The organism is Kosakonia sp. H02 (assembly GCA_030704225.1).
Lineage (GTDB): Bacteria > Pseudomonadota > Gammaproteobacteria > Enterobacterales > Enterobacteriaceae > Kosakonia.
The window spans coordinates 1,530,762-1,544,096 of record CP131915.1; the positions used below are offsets into that span (position 1 = coordinate 1,530,762).

Consider the following 13,335-nt stretch of genomic DNA (forward strand, 5'->3'; position numbering starts at 1 on the left):
ACAAGGAGTTTTACATGCCGGAAGGCCCGGAGATCCGCCGCGCGGCGGATACCCTTGAAACCGCCATTCAGGGTAAGCCATTGACCGATGTCTGGTTTGCGCTGCCACATTTAACCCATTTCGCCGCCGGGTTGGTGGGACAGCACATCGAAAGTATTGAAACGCGCGGAAAAGCGTTGCTGACACACTTTTCCGGCGGGCTGACGCTCTACAGTCATAACCAGCTTTATGGCGTCTGGCGCGTGGTCAATGCGGGCGAAACACCGCAAACCAACCGCGTGCTGCGCGTACGCCTGCAAGCGGCCGATACCGCTATTTTGCTTTACAGCGCGTCGGATATCGCCATTCTGACGCCAGATCAACTGGCGCAGCATCCTTTTTTACAGCGCGTGGGACCGGACGTGCTGGACATGACGCTAACCGTCGAACAGGTGAAAGCACGCCTGTTATCACCACGCTTTCGCCGCCGCCAGTTTTCCGGTTTATTGCTCGATCAGGCCTTTCTCGCCGGGCTGGGCAACTATCTGCGGGTGGAAATTCTCTGGCACAGCGAACTGGCTGCTCAGCGTAATGCTGCGCAACTCACTGACGCTCAACTCGATGTGCTGGCGCACGCGCTGCTGGATATTCCGCGTTTGTCTTACCAAACCCGCGGTGTGGTGGATGAGAACAAGCACCACGGGGCGTTGTTTCGTTTTAAGGTGTTTCATCGGGCGGGGGAGAAGTGCGAGCGCTGCGGCGGGGTAATTGAAAAAACGACCCTGTCGTCAAGGCCGTTTTATTGGTGTCCGGCGTGTCAAAAATAACGCACCGGATGGTTTTGTAGGCCCGGTAAGCGAAGCGCTACCGGGCGTTCAGATATTACTCTTTTTTCAGATCGGACGAGAATTCGCGTTTTTCGTAGCCGGTGTAGAGCTGACGCGGACGGGCAATCTTGATGCCGTCGTCGTGCATTTCATTCCAGTGTGCAATCCAGCCCACGGTACGCGCCATCGCGAAGATGACTGTAAACATGGACGACGGAATACCCATCGCTTTCAGGATAATACCGGAGTAGAAGTCGACGTTCGGGTAGAGTTTGCGTTCGATAAAGTACGGATCGTTGAGCGCAATGTGCTCCAGCTCCATCGCCACTTCCAGCAGATCGTCTTTGGTGCCCAGCTCACGCAGCACTTCGTGGCAGGTCTCACGCATTACGGTCGCGCGCGGGTCATAGTTCTTGTAGACACGGTGACCAAAGCCCATCAGACGGAACGAATCGTTCTTATCTTTGGCGCGACGCAGGAATTCCGGGATGTGTTTCACGGAACTGATCTCTTCCAGCATCTTCAGTGCCGCTTCGTTGGCACCGCCATGCGCCGGTCCCCACAGAGAAGCAATACCTGCGGCGATACAGGCGAACGGGTTCGCACCGGAAGAGCCTGCGGTACGCACGGTAGACGTGGAGGCATTCTGTTCGTGATCCGCATGCAGGATCAGAATACGGTCCATGGCGCGTTCCAGCACCGGGTTCACTTCATAAGATTCGCACGGCGTGGCGAACATCATATGCAGGAAGTTACCGGAGTAGGAGAGATCGTTGCGCGGGTAGATAAAGGGCTGACCGATGGAGTATTTGTAACACATTGCCGCCACGGTCGGCATTTTGGACAGCAGGCGGAACGCCGCGATTTCACGGTGACGCGGATTGTTCACATCCAGCGAGTCGTGATAGAACGCCGCCAGCGCACCGGTCACGCCGCACAGCACCGCCATCGGGTGCGAGTCACGACGAAAACCGTGGAACAGACGGGTGATCTGCTCGTGGATCATGGTGTGGCGCGTGACGGTCAGTTTGAACTCATCAAACTGTTCCTGGGTCGGCTTCTCGCCGTACAGCAGGATATAGCAGACTTCCAGATAGTTGGATTCGGTCGCCAACTGATCAATAGGGAAACCGCGGTGCAGCAGAATGCCTTCGTCGCCGTCGATAAAGGTGATTTTCGATTCGCATGATGCGGTAGAGGTAAAACCTGGGTCAAAAGTAAATACCCCTTTTGAACCGAGACTACGGATATCAATAACATCCTGACCGAGCGTGCCTTTTAGCACATCCAGTTCAATAGCAGCGTCACCATTGTAGGTGAGGTTTGCTTTTTTATCAGCCATTTACGGTCTCCTTAGCGCCTTATTGCTTAAGACCGCCAGCCACCGGGTTTGCTTCATCTGTTTGTCAATGTTAACAGTTTGTTATTTAGCTCGCTGCTCTGTTGAGAGGAGGTACCAGGGTACAGAGCGATAGGCGCGTGCAGATATACATTGAAAATACAGTGAAAAATCAGCAAATCAGCGTCTTAGCAGTCCGAATTTATCAAACCTGTATATCACTAATAACTGTCCTGATTACATCGGTCAATACCATCACACTGTTACATAACTTATTCTCAGGTGAAAGCAAGACCCCATAACTTTTACGCATTATAAGTTCTTTATGCTGTAGTTTGTAACAAGAATGTTTAACTTTTGTCAAATCAGATGATTAAAATTTAAAATAATGTTGTTATCGTGATGAGCATCACTGTTCTGCATAAAACCCGACAAACTATATGTAGGTTAATTGTAATGATTTTGTGAACGACCTATACTGCCGCCAGGTCTCCGGAATATCCTGCAATCCCGAGCCACCCAGCGTTGTAACCTGTCGTTTAGCATATGGAAGCTAATTTTTTGCATGACGAGCAGTTATAGAAAAGGACGCTGTCTGACCCGCACGCAGACCGGAGGAAGGAAACTATAAGAATAGCATGTGGGCGTTATTCATGATTAAAAATGTTAAAAAACAAAGACCTGTCAACCTGGATCTGACAACAATCCGGTTTCCTGTTACGGCTATAGCGTCCATTCTCCACCGCGTTTCCGGCGTCATTACTTTTGTGGCGGTCGGCATTCTGTTGTGGTTACTGGGTCTGTCGCTGTCTTCTGAAGAAGGCTTCCTGACCGCCTCTGCCATCATGAGCGGCTTTTTCGTTAAATTCATCCTGTGGGGCATCCTGACGGCGCTGGCGTATCACGCTGTTGGCGGCATTCGCCACATGTTTATGGATTTTGGCTGGCTGGAAGAAACATTCGAAGCAGGAAAACGTTCCGCTAATCTTTCTTTTGTGATCACTGTCGTGCTTTCAATTCTCGCAGGAGTCCTCGTATGGTAAGCAACGCCTCCGCATTAGGACGCAACGGCGTACATGATTTTGTTCTGGTCCGTGCTACCGCTATTGTCCTGACGTTATACATCATCTATATGGTTGGCTTTTTTGCCGTTACCGGCGATCTGACCTGGACTGTCTGGACTGGCTTCTTCTCCTCTGCCTTCACGAAAGTCTTTACCCTGCTGGCCCTTTTTTCCATCCTGATCCACGCCTGGATCGGTATGTGGCAGGTATTGACCGACTACGTTAAGCAAGTGGCCCTGCGCCTGTTTCTGCAACTGGCTATCGTTATTGCGCTTGCGGCTTACGTGATTTATGGATTCGTTGTGGTATGGGGTGTGTAATGAAACTGCCAGTCAGAGAATTTGATGCTGTTGTTATTGGCGCAGGCGGCGCAGGTATGCGCGCGGCGTTGCAAATTTCCCAGAGCGGGCAAACCTGTGCGCTGCTCTCTAAAGTGTTCCCAACCCGTTCCCATACTGTGTCGGCGCAGGGCGGTATTACCGTTGCGCTGGGCAATACCCATGAAGACAACTGGGAATGGCACATGTATGACACGGTAAAAGGTTCCGATTACATCGGTGACCAGGACGCCATTGAATATATGTGTAAAACCGGCCCGGAAGCGATTCTCGAGCTGGAACATATGGGTCTGCCGTTCTCCCGTCTTGATGATGGACGTATTTATCAACGCCCGTTTGGTGGCCAGTCGAAAAACTTCGGCGGCGAGCAGGCGGCGCGTACCGCAGCGGCGGCGGACCGTACCGGCCACGCACTGCTGCACACCCTTTATCAGCAAAACCTGAAAAATCACACGACGATCTTTTCCGAGTGGTACGCGCTGGATCTGGTGAAAAACCAGGATGGCGCCGTGGTTGGTTGTACCGCGCTGTGTATTGAAACCGGCGAAGTGGTTTACTTCAAAGCGCGTGCCACTGTGCTGGCGACGGGTGGTGCCGGACGTATTTACCAGTCCACCACTAACGCGCATATCAATACCGGTGACGGCGTTGGTATGGCACTGCGTGCCGGTGTCCCGGTGCAGGATATGGAAATGTGGCAGTTCCACCCAACCGGTATTGCCGGTGCGGGCGTACTGGTCACTGAAGGTTGCCGTGGTGAAGGCGGTTACCTGCTGAATAAACACGGCGAGCGCTTTATGGAGCGTTATGCGCCAAACGCGAAAGATCTGGCGGGGCGCGACGTGGTTGCGCGCTCGATCATGATTGAAATCCGCGAAGGCCGTGGCTGTGATGGCCCGTGGGGCCCGCATGCCAAGCTGAAGCTCGATCACCTGGGTAAAGAGGTGCTGGAATCGCGCCTGCCGGGGATCCTCGAACTGTCGCGCACCTTCGCGCACGTCGATCCGGTAAAAGAGCCGATCCCGGTGATCCCGACTTGCCACTATATGATGGGCGGTATTCCGACCAAAGTGACGGGTCAGGCGCTGACGGTCAACGCGCAGGGCGAAGATGTGGTGATCCCTGGGCTTTTCGCCGTGGGCGAAATTGCCTGCGTATCCGTGCACGGTGCAAACCGTCTGGGTGGCAACTCGCTGCTCGACCTGGTGGTGTTTGGCCGCGCGGCGGGTCTGCATTTGCAGGAGTCCATCGCTGAACAGGGCGCGCTGCGTGATGCGAGCGAGTCCGATGTTGAAGCATCTCTTGAGCGCCTCAACCGCTGGAACAACAACCGCGACGGCGAAGATCCGGTCACCATCCGTAAAGCGCTGCAAGAGTGTATGCAGCACAACTTCTCGGTATTCCGTGAAGGCGACGCGATGGCGAAAGGTCTTGAGCAGTTGAAAGTTATCCGCGAGCGTCTGAAAAATGCCCGTCTGGATGATTCCTCCAGCGAATTTAACACCCAGCGTGTTGAGTGCCTGGAGCTGGATAACCTGATGGAAACCGCGTATGCAACGGCGGTTTCAGCCAACTTCCGTACCGAGAGCCGTGGCGCGCATAGCCGCTTCGACTATCCGGATCGTGACGATGAGAACTGGTTGTGTCACTCCCTGTACCTGCCAGAAACGGAGTCCATGACGCGTCGTAGCGTCAACATGGAGCCGAAACTGCGTCCGGCGTTCCCGCCGAAGATTCGTACTTATTAATGCGGAGACAGGATGATGAAACTCGAATTCTCGATTTATCGCTATAACCCGGATGTTGACGACGCTCCGCGGATGCAGGATTACACGCTGGAAGCGGAAGAAGGGCGCGACATGATGCTGCTGGATGCGTTAATCCAGCTGAAAGAAACGGATTCTACACTGTCGTTTCGCCGCTCCTGCCGTGAAGGGGTGTGCGGTTCTGACGGCCTGAACATGAACGGTAAGAATGGTCTTGCGTGTATCACCCCCATTTCCGCGCTCGGCAACGGCAAGCAGAAGATTGTGATCCGTCCTCTGCCTGGGCTGCCGGTGATCCGCGATTTGGTGGTGGACATGAGTCAGTTCTATGCTCAATATGAGAAAATTAAGCCTTACTTATTGAATAATGGGCAAAATCCGCCAGCAAGAGAGCATTTACAGGCACCGGAACAGCGCGAAAAGCTCGACGGTTTGTATGAATGTATTCTCTGCGCGTGCTGCTCAACGTCCTGTCCGTCGTTCTGGTGGAACCCGGATAAGTTTATCGGCCCGGCCGGTTTGCTGGCGGCGTACCGTTTCCTGATCGACAGCCGCGATACGGAAACCGATAACCGTCTGGAAGGTTTAAGCGATGCTTTCAGCGTATTCCGCTGCCATAGCATCATGAACTGCGTCAGTGTATGTCCGAAAGGGCTGAACCCAACGCGCGCCATCGGTCATATCAAGTCGATGTTGTTGCAGCGCAGCGCATAAGTAATCAATGCCCGGTAAGCACAACGCCACCGGGCAATAAATGCAGGAAATCTTTAAAAACCGCCTCCGAAGACATAATCGAAATGTTTGGAGCGAGACAAGGCGGCAACTGAGCGCATCCCCAGGAGCATAGTCAACTATGTGACTGAGGTGCGCGAAGGCAGCCAACACAGTCGCAGCCCAAACAGTGAAGATTAGGGCAGTTTTTAAAGGTTCCTTCGCGGGCCAAAGAGCTCGCAGTGAACCCTGGGACGTGCGCTTTTCGGTGTACGTCGTAGTTATCCACGGCGAAGTAAGCATAACAATGCTTAAGGGATCACGATGCAGAACGGCGCAATGAAAGCCTGGCTGGACTCTTCTTACCTCTCTGGGTCTAACCAGAGCTGGATAGAACAGCTCTATGAAGACTTCTTAACCGATCCTGACTCGGTAGATGCTAACTGGCGATCTATGTTCCAGCAGTTACCGGGCACCGGAGTCAAACCGGATCAGTTCCACTCTAAAACGCGTGATTATTTCCGCCAGCTGGCGAAGGATGCTTCACGTTACTCCTCCTCGATGTCCGACCCTGACAACAATGTCAAACAGGTCAAAGTCCTGCAATTGATCAACGCCTACCGCTTCCGTGGTCACCAGCATGCGAATCTCGATCCGCTGGGATTGTGGCAGCAGGAAAGGGTTGCCGATCTCGATCCCGCGTTTCATGACCTGACCGAAGCGGATTTCCAGAACAGCTTCAATGTCGGTTCTTTTGCTATCGGCAAAGACACCATGCCGCTGGGTGAACTGATCCACGCCCTGAAAGAGACATATTGCGGGTCGATCGGTGCAGAGTACATGCACATTACCAGCACCGAAGAGAAACGCTGGATCCAGCAGCGCATTGAATCGGCGGTCGGTAAATCGAGCTTCTCGGCAGAAGAGAAAAAACGCTTCCTGAGCGAGCTGACCGCAGCCGAAGGGCTGGAACGTTACCTGGGCGCGAAATTCCCCGGTGCGAAACGCTTCTCGCTGGAAGGCGGCGACGCGCTGGTTCCGATGCTGAAAGAGATGATCCGTCATGCAGGCAAGAGCGGCACCCGCGAAGTGGTGCTGGGCATGGCGCACCGTGGTCGTCTGAACGTGCTTATCAACGTGCTGGGTAAAAAGCCGCAGGATCTGTTCGACGAATTTGCCGGTAAACACAAAGAACACCTCGGCACCGGCGACGTGAAATACCATATGGGCTTCTCGTCCGACGTAGAAACGGAAGGCGGCCTGGTGCACCTGGCGCTGGCGTTTAACCCGTCGCACCTCGAAATCGTCAGCCCGGTGGTGATTGGTTCTGTCCGCGCGCGTCTTGACCGCCTGGACGAACCCAGTAGCAACAAAGTGCTGCCGATTACCATTCACGGTGACGCGGCCGTTGCTGGCCAGGGCGTGGTGCAGGAAACCCTGAACATGTCCAAAGCACGCGGCTACGAAGTGGGTGGCACGGTGCGTATCGTCATCAACAACCAGGTCGGTTTCACTACCTCGAACCCGCTGGATGCCCGCTCAACGCCGTACTGTACTGACATCGGCAAAATGGTGCAGGCGCCGATTTTCCACGTTAACGCAGACGATCCAGAAGCGGTCGCCTTTGTGACCCGCCTGGCGCTTGATTTCCGTAACACCTTCAAACGCGATGTCTTTATCGATCTGGTGTGCTACCGCCGTCACGGCCATAACGAAGCCGATGAGCCGAGCGCAACCCAGCCGCTGATGTACCAGAAAATCAAAAAGCACCCGACGCCGCGTAAAATCTACGCCGACCGTCTGGAGCAGGACAAAACCATCACCCTCGAAGACGCCACCGAAATGGTTAACCTTTACCGCGATGCGCTCGATGCGGGTGAATGCGTGGTTGCCGAATGGCGTCCGATGAATATGCACTCCTTTACCTGGTCGCCGTACCTCAACCACGAGTGGGATGAGAGCTACCCGAACAAGGTGGAGATGAAGCGCCTGCAAGAGCTGGCGAAACGCATCAGTACGGTGCCGGACGCTATCGAAATGCAATCCCGCGTAGCGAAAATCTACGGCGACCGTCAACTGATGGCGAACGGCGATAAGCTGTTTGACTGGGGCGGCGCAGAAACGCTGGCTTACGCGACGCTGGTTGATGAGGGCATTCCGGTACGTCTGTCAGGTGAAGACACCGGGCGCGGCACCTTCTTCCATCGTCACGCCGTCATCCACAACCAGGCCAACGGCTCGACTTACACGCCGCTGTGCCATGTTCACAATGGTCAGGGTCAATTCCGCGTATGGGACTCCGTGCTCTCTGAAGAAGCGGTACTGGCGTTTGAATACGGTTATGCCACCGCAGAACCGCGCACGCTGACCATCTGGGAAGCGCAGTTCGGCGATTTCGCCAACGGCGCGCAGGTGGTTATCGACCAGTTCATCAGTTCCGGCGAGCAGAAATGGGGCCGGATGTGTGGTCTGGTGATGCTGCTGCCGCACGGTTACGAAGGGCAGGGGCCGGAGCACTCCTCCGCGCGTCTGGAGCGTTACCTGCAACTTTGTGCAGAACAGAACATGCAGGTTTGCGTGCCGTCTACCCCGGCGCAGGTTTACCACATGCTGCGTCGCCAGGCGCTGCGCGGTATGCGCCGCCCGCTGATTGTGATGTCGCCGAAATCACTGCTGCGTCATCCGCAGGCGGTGTCGACGCTTGATGAGCTGGCAAACGGCACCTTTATGCCAGCGATTGGCGAAGTAGATGACCTTGATCCGCAAGGCGTTAAGCGCGTCATTCTTTGCTCTGGTAAGGTTTATTACGATTTGCTGGAACAGCGTCGTAAGAATGACCAGAAAAATGTCGCCATCGTGCGTATTGAGCAGCTTTACCCGTTCCCGCACCAGGCGGTGCAGGACGCGCTGAAACCGTATGCTCACGTGCATGATTTTGTCTGGTGCCAGGAAGAGCCGCTTAACCAGGGCGCATGGTACTGTAGCCAGCATCATTTCCGTGATGTGATTCCGTTTGGGGCTGGTCTGCGTTATGCAGGTCGCCCGGCCTCCGCCTCGCCGGCGGTAGGATATCTCTCCGTTCACCAGAAACAGCAACAAGATCTGGTAAATGACGCGCTGAACGTCGATTAATTAAAGGATAAATAATGAGTAGCGTAGATATTCTTGTTCCCGATCTGCCTGAGTCCGTTGCTGACGCGACCGTTGCAACCTGGCATAAAAAACCAGGCGATAGCGTCAAGCGCGATGAAGTGCTGGTCGAAATCGAAACTGACAAAGTGGTACTGGAAGTACCGGCATCAGCGGACGGCATTCTGGACGCTGTTCTGGAAGACGAAGGTACAACTGTTACCTCCCGCCAGATCCTGGGTCGCCTGAAAGAGGGCAACAGCGCAGGTAAAGAGAGCAACGCGAAATCTGAAGCGAAAGAGTCTACGCCCGCGCAGCGTCAGCAAGCGTCACTGGAAGAACAAAACAATGACGCGCTGAGCCCGGCGATCCGTCGCCTGCTGGCTGAGCACAATCTCGACGCCAGTGCGATTAAAGGCACCGGCGTTGGCGGTCGCATCACACGTGAAGATGTGGAAAAACATCTGGCGAAAGCCCCGGCGAAAGAAGAGAAACCGGCAGCAGCGCCTGCACCGGCAAGCAGCCCGGCACCGCAACTGGCGGGCCGTACTGAAAAACGCGTACCGATGACCCGCCTGCGCAAACGCGTGGCAGAGCGTCTGCTGGAAGCGAAAAACTCTACCGCCATGCTGACCACGTTTAACGAAGTCAACATGAAGCCGATCATGGATCTGCGTAAGCAGTACGGCGACGCGTTTGAAAAACGTCACGGCATCCGCCTGGGCTTTATGTCCTTCTACGTGAAAGCGGTAGTAGAAGCCCTGAAACGCTACCCGGAAGTGAACGCCTCTATTGATGGCGATGATGTGGTTTACCACAACTATTTCGATGTCAGCATGGCGGTTTCTACGCCGCGTGGCCTGGTAACGCCGGTGCTGCGCGATGTTGATACCCTCGGCATGGCGGATATCGAGAAGAAAATCAAAGAGCTGGCACTGAAAGGCCGCGACGGCAAGCTGACCGTTGACGATCTGACCGGCGGTAACTTCACCATTACCAACGGCGGCGTATTTGGCTCGCTGATGTCCACGCCTATCATCAACCCACCGCAGAGCGCGATCCTCGGTATGCACGCCATTAAAGATCGCCCGATGGCGGTGGATGGCAAAGTTGAGATCCTGCCGATGATGTACCTGGCGCTCTCTTACGATCACCGTCTGATCGACGGCCGTGAATCCGTGGGCTACCTGGTCGCCATTAAAGAGCTGCTGGAAGATCCGACGCGTCTGCTGTTGGACGTGTAGTCGGCCAGGCCCGGTTAGCGCCGGGCCATATAGTTTGCAGGCCGGATAAGCGCAGCGCTATCCGGCGAAAAAATGCGACAGACACCCTGATAATGATTACCTGAAGGATGGATAGAACACATGAACTTACACGAGTATCAGGCGAAACAGCTTTTTGCCCGGTCAGGTCTGCCGACTCCGGTTGGTTACGCCTGTACTACCCCGCGTGAAGCCGAAGAAGCGGCATCAAAAATTGGTGCCGGTCCGTGGGTGGTGAAATGCCAGGTCCACGCTGGTGGCCGTGGTAAAGCGGGCGGCGTAAAAGTGGTTAATAGCAAAGAAGAGATCCGTGCCTTTGCAGAACACTGGTTGGGTAAACGCCTGGTAACCTATCAAACAGACGCGAACGGCCAGCCGGTTAACCAGATTCTGGTTGAAGCGGCAACCGATATCGACAAAGAGCTGTACCTGGGCGCGGTAGTTGACCGTAGCTCCCGTCGCGTGGTGTTCATGGCTTCGACCGAAGGCGGTGTGGAAATCGAAAAAGTGGCGGAAGAGACGCCGCACCTGATCCACAAAACCACCATTGACCCGCTGACCGGCCCGATGCCGTATCAGGGGCGCGACCTGGCGTTCAAACTGGGTCTGGAAGGCAAACAGGTTCAGCAGTTCACCAAAATCTTCATGGGTCTGGCGACCATTTTCCTTGAACGCGACCTGGCGCTGATCGAAATCAACCCGCTGGTGATCACCAAACAGGGCGACCTGATTTGCCTCGACGGCAAACTGGGCGCGGACGGCAATGCGCTGTTCCGCCAGCCGGATCTGCGTGAAATGCGCGACCAGTCTCAGGAGGACCCACGTGAAGCGCAGGCTGCACAGTGGGAACTGAATTACGTTGCGCTGGACGGCAACATCGGCTGCATGGTTAACGGCGCGGGCCTGGCGATGGGCACCATGGATATCGTGAAACTGCACGGCGGCGAGCCGGCTAACTTCCTCGACGTGGGCGGCGGCGCGACCAAAGAGCGCGTAACCGAAGCATTTAAAATCATCCTGTCCGACGAGAACGTGAAAGCCGTTCTGGTTAACATCTTCGGCGGCATCGTGCGTTGCGACCTGATCGCGGACGGTATTATCGGCGCGGTAGAAGAAGTGGGTGTTAACGTGCCGGTGGTGGTTCGTCTGGAAGGGAACAACGCTGAACTGGGCGCGAAGCGTCTGGCTGACAGCGGCCTGAATATTATCGCAGCGAAAAGTCTGACGGATGCAGCACAGCAGGTTGTTGCCGCAGTGGAGGGGAAATAATGTCTGTTTTGATTGATAAGAACACCAAAGTTATCTGCCAGGGCTTCACCGGTAGCCAGGGCACGTTCCACTCCGAGCAGGCGATTGCTTACGGTACGCAAATGGTGGGCGGCGTGACGCCAGGCAAAGGCGGCACCACGCACCTGGGCTTGCCGGTGTTTAACACCGTGCGCGAAGCCGTGGAAGCCACGGGCGCAACCGCCAGCGTGATTTATGTTCCGGCTCCCTTCTGCAAAGACTCTATTCTGGAAGCCATCGACGCGGGCATTAAGCTGATTATCACCATCACTGAAGGTATCCCGACGCTGGATATGCTGACGGTGAAAGTGAAGCTGGACGAAGCGGGCGTGCGTATGATTGGCCCGAACTGCCCAGGCGTTATCACCCCGGGCGAGTGCAAAATTGGCATTATGCCGGGCCACATTCACCAGCCGGGTAAAGTGGGCATCGTTTCCCGCTCCGGTACGCTGACCTATGAAGCGGTTAAGCAGACCACCGATTACGGTTTCGGCCAGTCTACCTGTGTGGGCATCGGCGGTGACCCGATTCCGGGCTCTAACTTTATCGACATCCTGAAACTGTTCCAGGAAGATCCGCAGACCGAAGCGATTGTGATGATCGGTGAAATCGGCGGAAGCGCAGAAGAAGAAGCCGCAGCGTACATCAAAGAGCACGTCACTAAACCGGTGGTGGGTTACATCGCTGGGGTGACCGCGCCGAAAGGCAAACGTATGGGCCACGCAGGCGCCATTATTGCTGGTGGTAAAGGAACGGCGGATGAGAAGTTCGCTGCACTGGAAGCCGCAGGCGTGAAAACCGTTCGCAGCCTGGCCGATATCGGCGAAGCATTGAAAGCAGTTATCAAATAAAAGACTACTGCTCCTCCATGTAGGGGAGCAGACCTATTCGACATGGTTGGCCGCCCCCGTAGCGGCCTTTTTTTATTTCCCCGCCAGCACCGAACGTCCATATCACGCCTCACGCACGTCGAAAAAAGCCAATGTACGCATCGACGCCCGGCAATGGCTGGTTGAAAAACCTGTTATGAAGCCCGGTTTGTCAGGATGGCGCTCGTCATAAGATGAACGAGATTATCCGCCCTCGATGCAAATGATGGCTGATCAACCGCCCAGCCCAGCGCCGTTATGAGTGCGAACAGGTCATCGCCATTCATGTCAGCGCGCGCCGTACCCTCGGCCTGGGCACGTTTCAACAGTTGCGCACCTGCCGAATGTACTGCGGCACATGAAGTGTAAAGTGCGGAATCCGTGTCCGTGTGGGCTGCCGCCATCATGGCAACAACGCCCCTGTAGCTTTGAGTAAACATCACCAACTCCCGGAACCAGACAAGAAGTGCCTGATCGGCTGGAGTCGAGGTTTCGAGTTCGGCTGCCCGCTGAGTCAACGTGTCCAGACGGGTACACAACAGCGCCTCGAACAGGGCTTCCCGCGTCGGGAAATGACGCAGCAGGGTGGCCAGGCCTACGCCTGCCCGGCGGGCAATGTCGCGCATCGACGCATCAGCGCCATGCTCGGCAACAACATCACGCGCGACCGTAAGGATCTGGCTGCGATTTTTTTTGGCATCAGCTCGCATGGGTTTCCTTGACAAGTGGATCAGTGCTCCATATATTTTATATGTGGATCGGTG

At 55.2% G+C, this 13,335-nt stretch carries 11 protein-coding genes; 9 read left to right on the plus strand and 2 right to left on the minus strand.

The window, feature by feature from the left end; genetic code table 11:
• Nucleotides 1-14 precede the first annotated feature (14 nt).
• Nucleotides 15-806, plus strand: a complete 792-nt coding sequence (gene nei / locus Q5705_07295) for an endonuclease VIII (protein ID WLI78336.1) — start codon at nt 15-17, stop codon at nt 804-806.
• Between the two features lie 55 nt (nt 807-861).
• Here the strand turns inward: nei and Q5705_07300 are convergent, their stop codons facing one another.
• Nucleotides 862-2,148 (minus strand): citrate synthase, encoded by a 1,287-nt coding sequence (locus Q5705_07300; GenBank protein WLI78337.1) that lies wholly within the window; start codon nt 2,146-2,148, stop codon nt 862-864.
• Between the two features lie 635 nt (nt 2,149-2,783).
• On the opposite strand from Q5705_07300, the gene sdhC reads away from it, so the two are divergent.
• The 8 genes from sdhC (at nt 2,784) to sucD (ending at nt 12,553) form a co-directional block, all read left to right on the plus strand.
• Nucleotides 2,784-3,188 carry a succinate dehydrogenase cytochrome b556 subunit gene (gene sdhC / locus Q5705_07305; GenBank protein ID WLI78338.1) on the plus strand — a complete coding sequence of 135 codons (405 nt, stop codon included), beginning with the start codon at nt 2,784-2,786 and terminating at the stop codon, nt 3,186-3,188.
• The gene (sdhD, locus tag Q5705_07310; GenBank protein ID WLI78339.1) at nt 3,182-3,529 is read left to right on the plus strand and encodes a succinate dehydrogenase membrane anchor subunit; all 348 of its coding nucleotides are present in this window, start codon (nt 3,182-3,184) and stop codon (nt 3,527-3,529) included. Before sdhC ends, sdhD begins: the two co-directional genes overlap by 7 nt.
• Nucleotides 3,529-5,295: a succinate dehydrogenase flavoprotein subunit gene (sdhA, locus tag Q5705_07315; GenBank protein WLI78340.1), complete on the plus strand. Its 1,767-nt coding sequence runs from the start codon at nt 3,529-3,531 to the stop codon at nt 5,293-5,295. The genes sdhD and sdhA overlap by 1 nt, the downstream gene beginning before the upstream one ends.
• A gap of 15 nt (nt 5,296-5,310) precedes the next feature.
• Complete coding sequence (locus Q5705_07320) at nt 5,311-6,027, plus strand: succinate dehydrogenase iron-sulfur subunit (protein WLI78990.1); 717 nt, start codon at nt 5,311-5,313, stop codon at nt 6,025-6,027.
• Nucleotides 6,028-6,348: 321 nt separating this feature from the next.
• Nucleotides 6,349-9,156: a 2-oxoglutarate dehydrogenase E1 component gene (gene sucA / locus Q5705_07325; protein ID WLI78341.1), complete on the plus strand. Its 2,808-nt coding sequence runs from the start codon at nt 6,349-6,351 to the stop codon at nt 9,154-9,156.
• Between the two features lie 14 nt (nt 9,157-9,170).
• A complete protein-coding gene (gene odhB, locus Q5705_07330) occupies nt 9,171-10,397 on the plus strand; it encodes a 2-oxoglutarate dehydrogenase complex dihydrolipoyllysine-residue succinyltransferase (protein ID WLI78342.1) in 1,227 nt (408 codons plus the stop codon).
• Between the two features lie 120 nt (nt 10,398-10,517).
• The gene (gene sucC / locus Q5705_07335; protein WLI78343.1) at nt 10,518-11,684 is read left to right on the plus strand and encodes an ADP-forming succinate--CoA ligase subunit beta; all 1,167 of its coding nucleotides are present in this window, start codon (nt 10,518-10,520) and stop codon (nt 11,682-11,684) included.
• Nucleotides 11,684-12,553, plus strand: a complete 870-nt coding sequence (gene sucD, locus Q5705_07340; protein WLI78344.1) for a succinate--CoA ligase subunit alpha — start codon at nt 11,684-11,686, stop codon at nt 12,551-12,553. Before sucC ends, sucD begins: the two co-directional genes overlap by 1 nt.
• A 173-nt stretch (nt 12,554-12,726) precedes the next feature.
• Here the strand turns inward: sucD and Q5705_07345 are convergent, their stop codons facing one another.
• Complete coding sequence (locus Q5705_07345; protein WLI78345.1) at nt 12,727-13,281, minus strand: helix-turn-helix domain-containing protein; 555 nt, start codon at nt 13,279-13,281, stop codon at nt 12,727-12,729.
• Nucleotides 13,282-13,335: the final 54 nt, after the last annotated feature.